This window comes from Pseudomonas sp. NPDC087690, assembly GCF_044743175.1.
In the GTDB taxonomy this organism is placed as follows: domain Bacteria; phylum Pseudomonadota; class Gammaproteobacteria; order Pseudomonadales; family Pseudomonadaceae; genus Aquipseudomonas.
This window is the reverse complement of record NZ_JBIUVX010000026.1, coordinates 25,865-39,330: the sequence shown is the minus strand read 5'-3', so window position 1 is coordinate 39,330 and position 13,466 is coordinate 25,865. Positions and strand designations below refer to the sequence as shown.

At 59.5% G+C, this 13,466-nt stretch carries 18 protein-coding genes; 13 read left to right on the top strand and 5 right to left on the bottom strand.

Annotation, left to right across the window (positions count from 1 at the left end; translation table 11 throughout):
• Positions 1 to 11: 11 nt before the first annotated feature.
• Together ACIPIZ_RS20910 and ACIPIZ_RS20905 are read left to right on the top strand one after the other, a co-directional pair.
• On the top strand, positions 12 to 296 hold the full coding sequence (locus ACIPIZ_RS20910; RefSeq protein WP_105705077.1) for a BrnT family toxin: 285 nt from the start codon (positions 12 to 14) through the stop codon (positions 294 to 296).
• A gap of 3 nt (positions 297 to 299) precedes the next feature.
• A complete protein-coding gene (locus ACIPIZ_RS20905) occupies positions 300 to 629 on the top strand; it encodes a BrnA antitoxin family protein (RefSeq protein ID WP_401167185.1) in 330 nt (109 codons plus the stop codon).
• 3 nt (positions 630 to 632) lie between these two features.
• On the opposite strand, the gene ACIPIZ_RS20900 is transcribed toward ACIPIZ_RS20905, so the two are convergent.
• Both ACIPIZ_RS20900 and xth read right to left on the bottom strand, forming a co-directional pair.
• The gene (locus tag ACIPIZ_RS20900) at positions 633 to 1,460 is read right to left on the bottom strand and encodes an arylamine N-acetyltransferase (protein WP_064389108.1); all 828 of its coding nucleotides are present in this window, start codon (positions 1,458 to 1,460) and stop codon (positions 633 to 635) included.
• A gap of 101 nt (positions 1,461 to 1,561) precedes the next feature.
• Positions 1,562 to 2,356 carry an exodeoxyribonuclease III gene (gene xth / locus ACIPIZ_RS20895; RefSeq protein ID WP_105705078.1) on the bottom strand — a complete coding sequence of 265 codons (795 nt, stop codon included), beginning with the start codon at positions 2,354 to 2,356 and terminating at the stop codon, positions 1,562 to 1,564.
• A 122-nt stretch (positions 2,357 to 2,478) separates the two neighbouring features.
• Here xth and ACIPIZ_RS20890 point away from each other — a divergent pair, with 122 nt between their 5' ends.
• On the top strand, positions 2,479 to 3,060 hold the full coding sequence (locus ACIPIZ_RS20890; protein WP_122660452.1) for a GNAT family N-acetyltransferase: 582 nt from the start codon (positions 2,479 to 2,481) through the stop codon (positions 3,058 to 3,060).
• Between the two features lie 85 nt (positions 3,061 to 3,145).
• Positions 3,146 to 3,451, top strand: a complete 306-nt coding sequence (locus ACIPIZ_RS20885) for a hypothetical protein (RefSeq protein ID WP_122660453.1) — start codon at positions 3,146 to 3,148, stop codon at positions 3,449 to 3,451.
• A 53-nt stretch (positions 3,452 to 3,504) separates the two neighbouring features.
• On the opposite strand, the gene ACIPIZ_RS20880 is transcribed toward ACIPIZ_RS20885, so the two are convergent.
• Positions 3,505 to 5,073: a GGDEF domain-containing protein gene (locus ACIPIZ_RS20880; protein ID WP_122660454.1), complete on the bottom strand. Its 1,569-nt coding sequence runs from the start codon at positions 5,071 to 5,073 to the stop codon at positions 3,505 to 3,507.
• A gap of 351 nt (positions 5,074 to 5,424) precedes the next feature.
• Here ACIPIZ_RS20880 and ACIPIZ_RS20875 point away from each other — a divergent pair, with 351 nt between their 5' ends.
• Both ACIPIZ_RS20875 and ACIPIZ_RS20870 read left to right on the top strand, forming a co-directional pair.
• Complete coding sequence (locus ACIPIZ_RS20875; RefSeq protein WP_401167179.1) at positions 5,425 to 5,823, top strand: hypothetical protein; 399 nt, start codon at positions 5,425 to 5,427, stop codon at positions 5,821 to 5,823.
• Positions 5,824 to 6,001: 178 nt separating this feature from the next.
• Positions 6,002 to 6,331 (top strand): hypothetical protein, encoded by a 330-nt coding sequence (locus tag ACIPIZ_RS20870; protein WP_401167177.1) that lies wholly within the window; start codon positions 6,002 to 6,004, stop codon positions 6,329 to 6,331.
• A gap of 70 nt (positions 6,332 to 6,401) precedes the next feature.
• On the opposite strand, the gene ACIPIZ_RS20865 is transcribed toward ACIPIZ_RS20870, so the two are convergent.
• Positions 6,402 to 7,067 carry a ribonuclease T2 gene (locus ACIPIZ_RS20865; protein WP_150648575.1) on the bottom strand — a complete coding sequence of 222 codons (666 nt, stop codon included), beginning with the start codon at positions 7,065 to 7,067 and terminating at the stop codon, positions 6,402 to 6,404.
• Between the two features lie 165 nt (positions 7,068 to 7,232).
• Here ACIPIZ_RS20865 and ACIPIZ_RS20860 point away from each other — a divergent pair, with 165 nt between their 5' ends.
• From ACIPIZ_RS20860 to ACIPIZ_RS20835, 6 genes are all read left to right on the top strand, one after another.
• Entirely contained in the window at positions 7,233 to 7,703 is a 471-nt protein-coding gene (locus tag ACIPIZ_RS20860) for a hypothetical protein (RefSeq protein WP_016984581.1), read from the top strand.
• 102 nt (positions 7,704 to 7,805) lie between these two features.
• The gene (locus ACIPIZ_RS20855) at positions 7,806 to 9,503 is read left to right on the top strand and encodes a copper resistance system multicopper oxidase (RefSeq protein WP_401167175.1); all 1,698 of its coding nucleotides are present in this window, start codon (positions 7,806 to 7,808) and stop codon (positions 9,501 to 9,503) included.
• An 11-nt stretch (positions 9,504 to 9,514) separates the two neighbouring features.
• Positions 9,515 to 10,384: a copper resistance protein B gene (locus ACIPIZ_RS20850; protein WP_401167173.1), complete on the top strand. Its 870-nt coding sequence runs from the start codon at positions 9,515 to 9,517 to the stop codon at positions 10,382 to 10,384.
• 31 nt (positions 10,385 to 10,415) lie between these two features.
• Complete coding sequence (gene copC / locus ACIPIZ_RS20845) at positions 10,416 to 10,790, top strand: copper homeostasis periplasmic binding protein CopC (RefSeq protein WP_401167170.1); 375 nt, start codon at positions 10,416 to 10,418, stop codon at positions 10,788 to 10,790.
• A gap of 3 nt (positions 10,791 to 10,793) precedes the next feature.
• A complete protein-coding gene (gene copD / locus ACIPIZ_RS20840; RefSeq protein ID WP_401167167.1) occupies positions 10,794 to 11,663 on the top strand; it encodes a copper homeostasis membrane protein CopD in 870 nt (289 codons plus the stop codon).
• 58 nt (positions 11,664 to 11,721) lie between these two features.
• Positions 11,722 to 12,513: a transporter substrate-binding domain-containing protein gene (locus ACIPIZ_RS20835; RefSeq protein ID WP_122660461.1), complete on the top strand. Its 792-nt coding sequence runs from the start codon at positions 11,722 to 11,724 to the stop codon at positions 12,511 to 12,513.
• A gap of 3 nt (positions 12,514 to 12,516) precedes the next feature.
• On the opposite strand, the gene ACIPIZ_RS20830 is transcribed toward ACIPIZ_RS20835, so the two are convergent.
• Positions 12,517 to 12,729, bottom strand: a complete 213-nt coding sequence (locus ACIPIZ_RS20830) for a hypothetical protein (protein WP_122660462.1) — start codon at positions 12,727 to 12,729, stop codon at positions 12,517 to 12,519.
• Positions 12,730 to 12,864: 135 nt separating this feature from the next.
• On the opposite strand from ACIPIZ_RS20830, the gene pseH reads away from it, so the two are divergent.
• The gene (pseH, locus tag ACIPIZ_RS20825) at positions 12,865 to 13,431 is read left to right on the top strand and encodes a UDP-4-amino-4,6-dideoxy-N-acetyl-beta-L-altrosamine N-acetyltransferase (protein ID WP_401167164.1); all 567 of its coding nucleotides are present in this window, start codon (positions 12,865 to 12,867) and stop codon (positions 13,429 to 13,431) included.
• Positions 13,432 to 13,466: the final 35 nt, after the last annotated feature.

Below are 13,466 nucleotides of genomic sequence, written 5' to 3'. Positions count from 1 at the left end.
AAGTATGCATAATGAAGTCATTGGACATTCAGTACGACAAAAGCAAGAACGCGGCCAACAAACTCAAGCACAAAGGCGTCAGCCTCGCCGAGACCGAACCGGTCTTTCACGACGAACGAGCACTGACGATCGAGGACAACGACCATGACGAACAGCGCTGGATCACTATTGGCCTCAACGGCAAAGGGCGCTTGTTGGTCGTTGCGTACAGTTACCGAGACGCGAATGTCGTACGAATCATTTCTGCCCGTCTCGCCACACCGAGCGAACGTAGCGCATATTTTCAGGAGGCTTGACCGATGAAAGATGAATATGACTTCTCCCAGGGCAAACGCGGCGCACTGGCGCCCGCCAAGGGCAAAACCCGTATCACCATCATGCTCGACGATGCTGTCATCGAGGCGGCGCGCAACGTCGCGGAAAACGAGGGTTTCGGTTATCAGACGGTGATCAACAACACGCTGCGCCAGGCGTTGCTCGAGGGTGCCACACAGCCGGCCGATGATCCGGCCCTTTCCGGGCAGTTCAAACAGGGCATTACCGCCGCCGACCTCAAGAGTCTCGAGAAAAAGCTGTCGGCAGCCGTCGGGGAAATCCGTCGCGTACTGGAGCCGGATACAAAACCCTGATTGTCAGACAGGCACGAGCATTCGCGCCAGCGACTGGCGTACATGCGGCTGATCCGGCACGCGCAGACCGAACGCCTGTTGCAGCACGTCGATGAGTTCATCGACGTCGGATATTTCGCGCCGCTCACTGTCAGCGCCCATGCGATGCAGGGCGAAACTGCCGTTGTTCAAGGTTTTACGCCAGCCGTCGCCAGTACGCGCAGCCATCAGGCGCGTGGCGAAAGGAGATTGCGGGTGGGTCGAGACGTACCAGTTGCCGATGGTGTAATCAATGTCTTCCTGGCGCTGCAGATCGAACAGGTACATCGACCGCCACTCGCCGGCGACCTTGGCGCGCAGCATGTAGCCATCGGCCTGTTTTTCGATGCGATAAGGTTCGTGAGGGGTGACCTGCTCAGCTTCGGAATCCAGCAACAGCGGTGCGGTCGGCACCATGCCGCCAAACCCGACGTCGGTGATGTAACGCACATCATCGATGGTCACCAGACTCAATCGGTGGGTGCGCGCAGTCCAGGTGCCTTCAGGCTGGTTCATGACCACTCGACCACTGATCGCACGAGCATCGAAACCCAATTCGAGCAACAGGGCATAAAACAGGTGATTGAGTTCGTAGCAGTAACCGCCACGCCCCTGATGCAGGACCTTCTGTTCAATGGACGGCAAATCAATCAGTACCGGCGCGCCAGTAATGGTCGAGAGGTTTTCGAAGGTAAAGGCGCCGGTATGACGCCATTGCAATTCACGCAGCGTCGCCAGTGTCGGCGCCGGCGGCGCAGCGAAACCCAGGCGTTGCAGATACAGTTTCACATCGTTCAGGCGTGGCTCACTCATTGCTCGATCCTTATGCATGGGGCCGCAGGTCACTGCGTTGATGGTCGCCATGTATACGGGATCGGGCAGCTGTTTCGATAATTGATTTCGCCAATCGTCCGCTAGCGCCTTTTGCGCGAACCGATACGAATCCACGTCGGCGCATGGTCGCTGGCATGCGGCTCGTTGCGTACCCAGGCGTCTACCCCGGCCTCATGCAAATACGGACTGAGCGCCGGGTTGAGCAGCAGGTGATCAATGCGCAAACCGGAGTTGGTTTGCCAGTGTTGGCGGAAGTAATCCCAGAATGTATAAAGCCGATCCTCGGGATACAGATGGCGTAGCGAATCGGTCCAGCCCTGATCCAGCAACCGCTGATAACACGCACGGCTCTCGGGTTGCAGCAACGCATCCTTGAGCCAGGAACGGGTGTTGTAGATGTCCATGTCGGTGGGTACAACATTGTAGTCACCGGCCAGCACCACCGGATGATCGCTGCCTTGCAGGTCTTTCGCGTAGCTGATCAGTCGTTCGAACCAGGCCAGTTTGTAATCGAATTTCGGTCCCGGTTGCGGATTGCCATTGGGCAAATAAAGGCAGCCAACCAATACCCCGTGCACCGCCGCTTCCAGGTACCGGCTGTGCTTGTCATCAGGGTCGCCGGGCAGCCCGCGCCGACTCTCCAGCGGTTGCGCATCGCGGGCGAGAATCGCCACCCCGTTCCACGCCGCCTGCCCTTGCCAGATCGCGCCGTAACCGGCCGCTTCCAGTTCAGCGGCGGGAAACGCACTGTCGAGCGACTTGAGCTCTTGCAGACAAGCAATGTCGGGCTGCTCGCGCTTTAGCCACTCCAGCAGGTTCGGCAATCGAGCGCGCAGGCCGTTGACGTTGTAAGTGGCGATCCGCAGATTTTTCATTGGCTGAGGCTCCTGCCCATGGTCTGTAGAAAATCTGACTCCGCGTCACTCGCGCCGGTTGCATCGGATCGGCACGTTGCGGCGTAATAGGCCATCCACCTGCACCGCCGAGAATCGAATCCATGCAAACTACGCTGCAAGGCCAGCGCATCGTTCTGCGCCCGCTTCAGTATGCCGACGCCGACGCCCTGCTCCACGCCGCCGCTGACGGCGAGTTGTGGAACCTCACCGTCACCGTCGTGCCGTCGCCGGGCACCGTCGACAGCTACCTGAAAAAAGCCCTGGATGGCCGCGACGCCGGCACGGTCATGCCGTTTGTCATTGTCTTGAAGGACAGCGGCGAAGTCATCGGCTCAACGCGGTTCTGGAAGATCGACCCGCTCAATCGCAAGCTGGAAATCGGCAGCAGCTGGATCGCCGAACGCTGGCAGAAATCCTTCGTCAATACCGAAGCCAAATACCTGATGCTGCGTCACGCCTTCGAAGTGCTCGACTGCGTGCGCGTGCAGTTCACCACCGATGAAAACAATCAGAAATCACGTCAGGCGATCCTGCGTCTGGGCGCACAACAGGAAGGTATCGTCCGCCATGAACGGATCATGCCGGATGGACGCAAGCGCAACTCCGTGCGGTTCAGCATCATCGATGACGAGTGGCTACAGGTTCGCCAGCGCCTTGAGCAGAAGTTGGCGGCGTTCGACTGAGGCGACCGCTCGTCACCCGACAGGCACCAAGTGCGACGCGCCTCAGACCAATGTCAGGTAACCGGCCCTATTCTGGAGACCCACCATGACTACCCGCACACTGACGTCACTCGTGCTTGCCGGCCTGCTGGCAAGCACTTCCGCCGCAGTCTTCGCCGCCAACGATGGCGCGGATGCCACCGGCACCAAATCCGGTGCCACCAGCGGCTCGAACATGCCCCCCAACAGCACGCCTGGCGCCCCTTCAAGCAGCACTGGCAATGGCAATGACGGGGCCAGGACTGGCACCGGCACCAACGGTGGCGCCAGCGGCTCGGGTTCAGGTGCCGGGGGTGGCACCGGTGCAGCGGGCGGCGGCACCGGCGGCGCGGGGGGTGGTACTGGCAGCTGAACGAACAAGAGCAGGCCATGGTGAGCGCCATGGCTTGTCTGATTGCGCGCCGATCAACGATCCGAGCGCATCAGCTCCCCGATCACGGTTTCCATCGACAACACGGCGGCGCGATTTCGTCCGGCATTTTTCGCTTGGTACAGTGCAGCATCGGCGCGCTGGATAAACACCTCGGGGCTGTCATTGCCCAGAGGGATAAAGGAGTAGCAACCGAGGCTCACCGTGAGATACCCCGAAGGCGAGCCGCTGTGAGTGATGCGTTTGTCCATCACACTACGCCGGATCTGCCCGGCAATGGCCAGTGCGCCATTGATGTCGGTGTCCGGTAGCAACACGGCAAACTCCTCACCGCCATAACGTACGGCCAGATCAGCCTTGCGCTGACAGCAACTCTTCACCACCTGCGCCACCTGGGTCAGGCAATGATCCCCTGCGACGTGGCCATAGGCGTCGTTGTAGCGCTTGAAAAAATCAATATCGAGCATGATCAGACTGACCGGGCTGGACTGCCGTGCGCCGCGGGCAAATTCGATGTCCAGCGAACGCTCGAACAGCCGCCGGTTGGCCAACCCGGTGAGGCTGTCATGGGTGGCAATCTGTTCCAGCGTACGTTGTGCCTTGCGCAGGTTTTTCTCGATTCGTTCGCCGTCACGCACCTGGTGGATGAACACCCAGCCGAACAGACCGACCCCCAGAATCACCAACGCGATGATCACACTGGACTGGAACGCGCGCGCGTGCCAACCCTTGAGAATCGTGTCGCGCGACGTCGCCGCCGCCACCACCAACGGATACGACGCCAGTTGCCGGTAACCATATAAACGCACGACGCCGTCGACCACCGAGTTGATCATCGCCGTACCGGCCGAAGCCTCGGGCAACAACGACTGATAAATCCTGCCCTGCGCCAGCGAAGAACCGATCAAACCCTCATCGAAAGGTCGACGCGCCAACAGTGTGCCGTCAGTCAGACCGAGAAACATGATGCCGTTGTTATCCAGGCTGAAGCTTTCGAAGAACCGGTCGAAGTAGGACATTTTGATCCCGGCCAGCAACACGCCCTGGAAGTTGCCGGCGCGGTCGTTGATGCGTTTCGAAATCGGGATGATCCATTCGCCGTTCTCGCGGCTGCGAATCGCCGGGCCAATGTGCGCAAGCGTCGAGGTATTCTGCTGATGAAATTTGAAGTACTCGCGATCCGCAACACCAGCGTCGCGCGGCAGATCGGTAAACGAGGTGATCGCCCACTGCCCCTCGCGATCGAACAGGAATATGCCATGCAACTGATCCAGTTGCTGCACGCGCCGGGCAAAGGTTTTCTGCAAACGCGCCTTCTGGCCGGAACCGTACCCATCGTCCTCGATCCAGTCGGCCAGGCTGGTCAGCACCAGATCAGCGGCCAGAAAGGTGTCCTCGGCCTGTTGCGCCATGGCCCGGGTCAGATTGCCCGAAACCATTTCAGCCATTTCCAGATCCTGCCGGCGCGACTGCTCGAGCTGCAGGTACAGCAAACCGAACAGGCACAGACATACCGCAACGATAAACAGCGCCGCCGCTTTGCGCAGCGGCAGACGCTTGAGCGTGCCGGAGGCTTGTTGCGGATCGTGAATGGGGATAGGCAAAAACGTGTCCTGGGCAGGTACGACAGGGGCAAACGCCCGAAACCCTTGTGTTGATGAGCGTAGCCCACCGGGACATACCGGGCAAACGCCCTGATCCCGCCCAGTAGTATCGGCGCGCAGCGAGTTTGGATGATCGCTGTTCGCCGATTTATTTTCGATTGTTCTTTACGGTTAGTCCGTTGTGAAGTGCCAGGCGGCGCAGTGCACCGTGCAGTGAAGCGCGGGCTAGCGACCTCGATCTGGAAATCCTGCGCATCGGCATGCCGGAAGACTTCGATGCCCGCCGCATGGCGCTGATCCTTGCCGGCGTCACCCGCACACACCTGCACGCGTCTGGAAACCATCAGCGGCATGAGCCTGGAGCTGCGCCAGCGGCGCGATGCTGGCGACATCGACATCGCCGTGATCAAACGCGAACCGGACAGCGGCCCGGCATGGGCAACCTGGCCGGAACGGCTGGTGTGGGTCAAAGGCGTGGATTTCGATTCGTCCAGTGGCGTGCTGCAGCTGACGCTGTTTCCTCAAGGCTGCCTGTATCGGCAGCGGGCGATTCGTGAGCTCAATGTTGCGCAAAGGCCGTGGCGGCTGGCGTTGATCAGCCGTGAGGGGGGTCTTGGATGGGTTACAGCACGGCTTGGTGGAGTTTTTGCGTGGGGAGTTGGGTGTGGATTCAAATGGGCAAGTCTGATGGCGCGTCTGGCTTCACTGCCAACTTTGGAGAAATTGCAGCCTGGTTATTATTCGATATAGCTGTTGGAAATAGTGGACTCATGAGTAAAAAAACTAAATGAACCCGCGAACCTGTTACTTCTTACAGTAGAGGCTTACGAAAAATACGCCGACCCTAGGACGCTCAAGACCCGCTCAGAATTCGCTTAAAGCACAGCAATCTCTGACACGGGTCAGAATCGGTTTCGAGGGAATAACCATGCAAACGACAAGACTTGCCTACTGCGCACTCGCCCTGCTATTTACACTCGATAGCCGACAAATTCTTGCGGCACACGACCAGGAATGCCAAGGGGCTTGGGCCCAGTCAAAAGCCTATAGAAGCTGCACCGGCGATGACTGGACCACTCAAAGTCCTGAAGGTGTTTGCAATTTGAAACAGACCTGCCAAAAGATTAAAAAAACCGACCCACTAACAGGTAACAGCCCGGCGAGTTCCACGTATCAGAAACAGTCTGTCAGCTTTCCACTGAACGATGTATCGAAGTTGAATAACTGCGACGGCATTCTAAAAATCACGCCCTGCTAATGATAAGAACGAGGTGAGCACCAATAGCCCACCGCGTTGAAAAACCATATCGTCTTGAGTTATTAATCGATCAGCGCGACGGCGGCACCCGAATATCTCCCGCCCGGCACTGGGTTTTCACGCCCTTGCCACACGCGCCGAACTGTAGATCCTTACCCATGCACACGCGCACTTCCGACAGTTCCGGGCCGCTGCAAATCACCGCGATCCCATCGGCCGGAATTCCCGGGTTGGCCTTGCGGAACAGATCGGCGATTTCCTGGGCTTCGAAGTAATAGGAACTGCTGAACGGTTGCAGTTCGTCCGGGATTTTCACCGTCGCCACGGCTTTGTCCGCTTCATCCAGATAGCCCATCGCGCCGAGACCGCTGCACGTGCCGTGTTTGGACCATTCGTGGTCGAGCAGTTTCTTGGTCGGGAACAGCGTCAGGCCCTGGCTGGTTTGCGCCGCATTCAACGTCGTCAGCGGTGGGCAGGATTCCGGCCAGCCGCCCTTGGCGTATTGCGGCCACAAACCGTGAAGCACAAAGCCGTAGCCTTTGCCCGTGCACTGCGAGTCATCTTTGTGCGTCAAACAAAAGGTCGGCGACCAGGACAACGCCAGCAGGTAGTAGTCGAACACCCCCGCCACCGATTCCGTCTGCGCCTTGCTCGACTGTGATTGCCGCGCCGAACTCAAGCCGATGCTACCGGCCGTCAGCGCGATCACCGCGAAAATTGTAAACAGCTTTTTCATCTACCCGCTCCTTGGGACGCCTGCGTCCGTGGTTTTCGATCCTGGCCAGACTGGGCCAGCGCTGATTTCGCCATGTTTGTGTTGCAAGCGCATGACGCAAGGCAAGGCCGTACGCCGTTGAAAGGTCTACGATTAACAGGCAGACATCAAACCAAGGGATCCGAAATGAGTAAAGCAGACGAACTCGCCGCCAAACTCAAGCAAACCCGGCACACCCACGCGGATGCCGCGCTGGAGATCGATTGCTGGCCGGCGCAGGTGTACGACTTGTACCACCGCATTGAAGCCTGGTTACAGCCAGTCACCGAGGTCGGGTTGAAGATTCGGCGCAATCCTACCCACGTTTGCGAAACGTCTCCCGATGGTGAATCCCACGATTACGCCATCGACCAACTGGTGATCGAAGCCAATCATCAAAGCCTGACATTCGATCCCATTGCGCGGTTTACCGAGGATGGCGCCGGGCGAGTGCAGATCATCCCGTCAGCCACGGACACCTACCTGCTGCGTACCGTGGATGAACACGGTGAAAGCCATTGGTGGGTGCAGTCGATTGAAACAGGCCAACAGTTGGACGCCATCGCCCTGACCGAAAACAATCTGTTGCTGGCGGTGCAGGAAGGCCTCGGCCTGTAGAGCAAATGATCAAACTGTCAAAACTGTAATCCCCGCCTCAGCCAACTGAAAGCTGGCGCTGGTTAGCCTCCCCGTCATGAGTCAAACGGGGATTTCCAGCGCATGCCTTCCAACCCATCACGACGCACCTTCGTCAAAGGCCTCGCCGCCGGCAGTCTGCTCGGCGGCCTCGGCCTTTGGCGCACGCCGGTCTGGGCGCTCAACGCACCAGGCCAGGTGAATGAACTGAGCGGCAGCGACTTCGAACTGTTCATCGGCGAAACCCCGGTCAACTTCACCGGCCGCCCTCGCACGGCGATGACCATCAACGGCAGCCTGCCCGGCCCATTGCTGCGCTGGCGCGAAGGCGACACCGTGACGCTGCGGGTGCGCAACCGGCTCAGCGCCAGCACCTCGATCCACTGGCACGGCATTCTGCTGCCGGCGAACATGGACGGCGTGCCGGGCTTGAGCTTTCACGGCATCGAACCGGGCGGCGTGTACGTCTACCAATTCAAGCTTCGGCAGAACGGCACCTACTGGTATCACAGCCATTCCGGCTTGCAGGAACAGGCCGGCGTCTACGGCCCGCTGGTGATCGACGCCCGGGAGCCTGAGCCGTTCCAGTACGACCGCGAGTTCGTGGTGATGCTCAGCGACTGGAGCGACGAAGACCCGACCAGCCTGATGAAGACCCTGAAAAAACAGTCCGACTACTACAACTTCGACAAACGCACCGTCGGCGACTTCATCAGTGACGTCAGCGAGAAAGGCTGGGGCGCCACCATTGCCGATCGCAAGATGTGGGCAGAAATGAACATGAACCCCACCGACATTGCCGACGTCAGTGGCGCCACCTACACCTTCCTCATGAATGGCCACGCACCGGATAACAACTGGACCGGCCTGTTTCGCCCCGGTGAAAAGCTGCGCCTGCGCCTGATCAACGGCTCGGCGATGACCTACTTCGACGTGCGCATTCCCGGACTGAAAATGACCGTGGTCGCGGCGGATGGCTTGCACGTCAAACCGGTCAGCATCGATGAACTGCGCATCGCCGTGGCCGAGACTTACGACGTCATCGTCGAGCCGGACGCCGAGGCGTACACCCTGTTTGCGCAGGCCATGGATCGCAGCGGTTATGCCCGTGGCACCCTCGCCACTCGCGCCGGGTTATCTGCGCCCGTACCGGGTCTGGACCCGCGCCCACTGGTGACCATGGACGACATGGGCATGGGTGGCATGGATCACGGCTCGATGGACATGAGCGCCATGGATCACTCGGCGATGGGCCCGATGCAAGCCCATCCCGACAGCGAAAAAGACAATCCGCTGGTGGACATGCAAGCCATGAGCACCGCGCCAAAACTCGACGACCCGGGCCTCGGTCTGCGCAACAACGGCCGTCGCGTGCTGAGCTACGCCGACCTGCGCAGCACTTTCGAAGACCCCGATGGCCGCGACCCGAGCCGCACCATCGAACTGCACCTGACCGGTCACATGGAGAAATTCGCCTGGTCGTTCAACGGCATCAAATTCTCCGACGCCGAACCTTTGCGCCTGAAGTACGGTGAGCGCATCCGCCTGGTGCTGGTCAACGACACGATGATGACCCACCCGATTCATCTGCACGGCATGTGGAGCGATCTGGAAGACGAAAACGGCAATTTCCAGGTGCGCAAACACACCATCGACATGCCGCCCGGCACGCGCCGCAGTTACCGCGTGACCGCCGACGCACTCGGCCGCTGGGCTTATCACTGCCATCTGCTTTATCACATGGAAATGGGCATGTTCCGTGAAGTGCGGGTGGAAGCATGAAGGGGCCGTTGATGACTCGATTCACTGCGTTTTCCTTGCTGCTGATCGGCAGTTCGGCGATGGCTGCCGACGAGATACCGGGCATGGATCACAGCCAGATGTCCGGCATGGATCACCCGGCCATGCAAAGAATGGACGACGGCATGATGCAGCCCGCCGCGCCGACCGAAAGCCGCACGCCGATCCCGAAGTTGACCGACGCCGACCGCGCCGCCGTATTCACCAGCCCCGGCGGCCATCAAGTCCACGACAGCACGATCCACACGTACTTCCTCGCCGACAAACTCGAATGGCAGGACGCCGATGACGGCAGCACGTTGGCCTGGGATCTGTCCGGCTGGATCGGGGGCGACATTGATCGGCTGTGGCTGCGCTCCGAGGGCGAACGCAGCAATGGCAAAACCGAAGATGCCGAGCTTCAGGCGCTGTGGGGCCATGCGATTTCGCCGTGGTGGGACGTGGTCAGCGGCGTGCGTCAGGACTTCAAACCCGGCGCGCCGCAGACCTGGGCCGCGTTCGGTTTGCAGGGCATGGCGCTGTACAACTTCGAAGCCGAGGCCACCGCTTTTATCGGTGAAGGGGGTCAGAGCGCCGTCCGGTTGGAGGGTGACTACGACATCCTCCTGACCAATCGGCTGATCCTGCAGCCGACCGCCGAAGTCAATGTCTACGGTAAAAACGATCCACAACGCCGCATCGGTTCCGGCCTTGCCAACACTGAAGCCGGCCTGCGTTTGCGCTATGAAATGCGCCGCGAATTTGCGCCGTACATCGGCGTGACGTGGAACCGCACCTACGGCAACAGCGCCGATTACGCCCGCGAAGAAGGCGAGGATCGCAGCGAAGCGCGAGTCGTGCTCGGCGTGCGGCTGTGGTTCTGAATTCCCTTAGAAAACACCCCAGAGGTCTTGCATGCGCACCTTGAAAATCACCCTCGTACTCGCCAGCGCCTTGCTCCTGAGCAACCTCGCCCAGGCCCACCCGAAACTGCTCTCGTCGACCCCGGCCGAAGGGGCCGACGGCGCCGCACCCGGCAAGATCGAACTGCATTTTTCCGAGAACCTGCTGACAAAATTCTCCGGCGCCAAACTGGTCATGACCGAAATGCCCGGCATGGCCCATTCGCCGATGCCAATGAAAGCCAAAGTCAGCGCCGGCAGCGACCCGAAAAGCATGCTGATCACCCCGCTCGCGCCGCTGCCCGCCGGTACTTATCAAGTCCAATGGCGCGCGGTGTCTAGCGACACGCACCCGATCACCGGCAACGTCACGTTCAAAGTGAAGTAAGCGATGGCTGAACTGATCAACATCGTGCTGCGGTTTGCGCTGTATGTGGATTTGCTGCTGGTGTTCGGGCTGGCGTTGTTTGCGCTGTACAGCGCTGAGACGCTGCTGCGGTTGCGGCCAATGCTGCGCGGGATGGCATTGATCGGGGCGTTGCTGTCAGTGGCAGGATTGGTGCTGATGACCAGTACCATGAGCGGCGAAACCGCGCTCGCGGCGCTGTGGCCACATGTGCAAATGATGGTGTTGGAAACGGATGTCGGGCTGGCGTGGGCCGTGCGGATGACTGCATTGATCGTCGTGGTGATTCGGCCGGGTTTGTGGCTTGCATCGTTTGCCGGCGCAATCGCCCTCGCCTCTCTGGCCTTGAGCGGGCATGGGGCGATGGACGAGGGCGCGCTGCGCTTCTGGCATTTTCTCAGCGACATTCTGCACCTGCTGGCGGCGGGTGCGTGGCTGGGGGCGATGCTGGCGCTGGTGTTGATAGCGCGGGGGCTGGTTGATGAAGCGCACATTCGTTCGCTGGCGTTTGCGGTTCGGCGCTTTGAGTGGGTCGGCGCAGCGATTGTGCTGACGCTGTCGATCACCGGCGTGGTGAATTACTTGTTCATCATCGGCCCGAGCCTGGATGAAGTGTTACTCGGCACGTACGGGATGCTGCTGGCGATCAAGGTTTTACTGTTTGCCGCAATGTTGGTGTTGGCGGCGTTGAACCGCTTTCATCTCGGGCCGGCATTGGCGCAAGCGTTACGCGATGGGCAGCATGTCGTCGCGGTCAATGCGCTTAGACGAAGCGTTGTCGTTGAACTGGCAATGGCGTTGCTGATCGTGGCACTGGTGGCGTGGCTAGGCACATTAAGTCCGGACGCGGGATGACCCCCGGGAAAGCCTTTCACTACACTGGGCCACCTTCCTTTTCAGAAGCCCATTTGCAATGACAATTCTAAAAAGCACGATGATCTTCTGCGGCCTGCTGACCCTCGCCGCCGGCGCTCACGCAGAGCAAAACCCTGCACACCTCGACAGCATCCAGCAACAGGGAGAACTGCGCGTCTGCACCACGGGCGACTACAAGCCCTACACCTTCAAACGCCCCGACGGCGACTTCGAAGGCATCGACATCGCCATGGCGCGCTCGCTGGCCGACAGCCTCGGCGTCAAAGTGCAATGGGTGCAAACCACCTGGAAAACCCTGATGCCGGACATGCAGGCCGGCAAGTGCGACATCGGCATGGGCGGCATTTCGGTGACGCTCGAACGGCAGAAAAAAGCCTACTTCAGCAACACCCTCGACACCGACGGCAAGATCCCGCTGGTACGCTGCGCCGATGTCAGCAAGTACCAAACCATCGAGCAGATCAATCAGCCGAACGTGCGCCTGGTCGAGCCCGCCGGCGGCACCAACGAAGCCTTCGTCCACGCCTTCCTGCCGAAAGCGCAACTGGCCCTGCACGACAACGTGACGATCTTCCAGCAACTGCTCGACAACAAAGCCGACGTGATGATCACCGACGCCTCGGAAGCGCTGTACCAGCAGAAACTCAAACCGGGTTTGTGCGCGGTCAATCCGCATCAGTACATGCAATATGGCGAGAAGGCTTATCTGCTGCCGCGCGATGACATCAGCTGGAAACTGTACGTCGATCAGTGGCTGCACTTGAGCAAAGTCACCGGCAAGTATCAGCAAACGCTAAGCGAATGGATTGCCGTGCCTGCCGCGCAGTAATCCTCAATCGTCATGCAACATGCCGGAGCTATATTGATTGAGACTGCTGCCGATACTGTTGCCACCAAACTTCAACGTATTGGCGTTGCGCCCCTCCGGCGACTGACAGTCGCTGGAGAAACAACGGGTGGTGGTCAACCCACCCGCGCCCGAACAGGCACTCAACACCGATACCGTTGCAGCGATCAACAGCACTTTGACGACATTAAGGCGCATGGCACGATTCCCCTCGGGATGAACAGCGACGGTCTTGTGCCAACATCCTAGGCCCGCGCCGCAATCGGCAAGATGAAACTTTGCTGATCGACAGCGCCGGTTCAGAATCGCTTACCCGCCGACAAGGACATCCCAATGCAATTCTTGCCCCTCACCGACGCCAGCCCCGCTGTCCAGGCCCACGTCCGCACCCTGCGCAATCAGCCGGACGTACGCAAATTCATGTACACGTCGCATGAAATCTCCGAGCAGGAACATGCGAATTGGCTGAACTCGTTAAAGGGCAATCCACGCCAGCAAGTGTTTGTGGTGATCAAGGATGAGCAGGCGGTGGGGGTTGTTTCGTTGAATGCGATCAATGATTTGCACAAGAGCGCGGATTGGGCGTTTTATCTGGACGTGGGGTTGCAGGGTAAGGGCCTGGGCAGTGTCATTGAATTCTGGATGCTTGATTACGCGTTTGGCGTGGCGGGGCTGGAGAAGCTGAATTGTGAAGTGCTGGCGATGAACGCGGCGGTGGTGAAGATGCATCAGAAGTTCGGGTTTGAGGTTGAGGGGGTTAGGCGGCAGAACGTGGTGAAGGATGGGGTTCGGATCGACGTTGTTCTGCTGGGCATCACCAAAGACGAATGGCAGAACAAGCGCCCTGCCTTACAAAGCGTGATTGCCCGACTAGAGAGCAGCGCTGTCGGCAGCCCTTAAACACCAGGCGGATATCTTCTCACTCCCACAGCACC

Coding starts and splice junctions, on each gene's coding strand:
- ACIPIZ_RS20875 (WP_401167179.1), top strand. CDS start 5,425: ATGAGCCTGGAGCTGCGCCAGCGGCGCGATGCTGGCGACATCGACATC.
- ACIPIZ_RS20900 (WP_064389108.1), bottom strand. CDS start 1,460: ATGAGTGAGCCACGCCTGAACGATGTGAAACTGTATCTGCAACGCCTG.
- ACIPIZ_RS20870 (WP_401167177.1), top strand. CDS start 6,002: ATGCAAACGACAAGACTTGCCTACTGCGCACTCGCCCTGCTATTTACA.
- copC (WP_401167170.1), top strand. CDS start 10,416: ATGCGCACCTTGAAAATCACCCTCGTACTCGCCAGCGCCTTGCTCCTG.
- ACIPIZ_RS20855 (WP_401167175.1), top strand. CDS start 7,806: ATGCCTTCCAACCCATCACGACGCACCTTCGTCAAAGGCCTCGCCGCC.
- copD (WP_401167167.1), top strand. CDS start 10,794: ATGGCTGAACTGATCAACATCGTGCTGCGGTTTGCGCTGTATGTGGAT.
- pseH (WP_401167164.1), top strand. CDS start 12,865: ATGCAATTCTTGCCCCTCACCGACGCCAGCCCCGCTGTCCAGGCCCAC.
- ACIPIZ_RS20890 (WP_122660452.1), top strand. CDS start 2,479: ATGCAAACTACGCTGCAAGGCCAGCGCATCGTTCTGCGCCCGCTTCAG.
- ACIPIZ_RS20865 (WP_150648575.1), bottom strand. CDS start 7,067: ATGAAAAAGCTGTTTACAATTTTCGCGGTGATCGCGCTGACGGCCGGT.
- xth (WP_105705078.1), bottom strand. CDS start 2,356: ATGAAAAATCTGCGGATCGCCACTTACAACGTCAACGGCCTGCGCGCT.
- ACIPIZ_RS20835 (WP_122660461.1), top strand. CDS start 11,722: ATGACAATTCTAAAAAGCACGATGATCTTCTGCGGCCTGCTGACCCTC.
- ACIPIZ_RS20910 (WP_105705077.1), top strand. CDS start 12: ATGAAGTCATTGGACATTCAGTACGACAAAAGCAAGAACGCGGCCAAC.
- ACIPIZ_RS20830 (WP_122660462.1), bottom strand. CDS start 12,729: ATGCGCCTTAATGTCGTCAAAGTGCTGTTGATCGCTGCAACGGTATCG.
- ACIPIZ_RS20885 (WP_122660453.1), top strand. CDS start 3,146: ATGACTACCCGCACACTGACGTCACTCGTGCTTGCCGGCCTGCTGGCA.
- ACIPIZ_RS20905 (WP_401167185.1), top strand. CDS start 300: ATGAAAGATGAATATGACTTCTCCCAGGGCAAACGCGGCGCACTGGCG.
- ACIPIZ_RS20850 (WP_401167173.1), top strand. CDS start 9,515: ATGACTCGATTCACTGCGTTTTCCTTGCTGCTGATCGGCAGTTCGGCG.
- ACIPIZ_RS20860 (WP_016984581.1), top strand. CDS start 7,233: ATGAGTAAAGCAGACGAACTCGCCGCCAAACTCAAGCAAACCCGGCAC.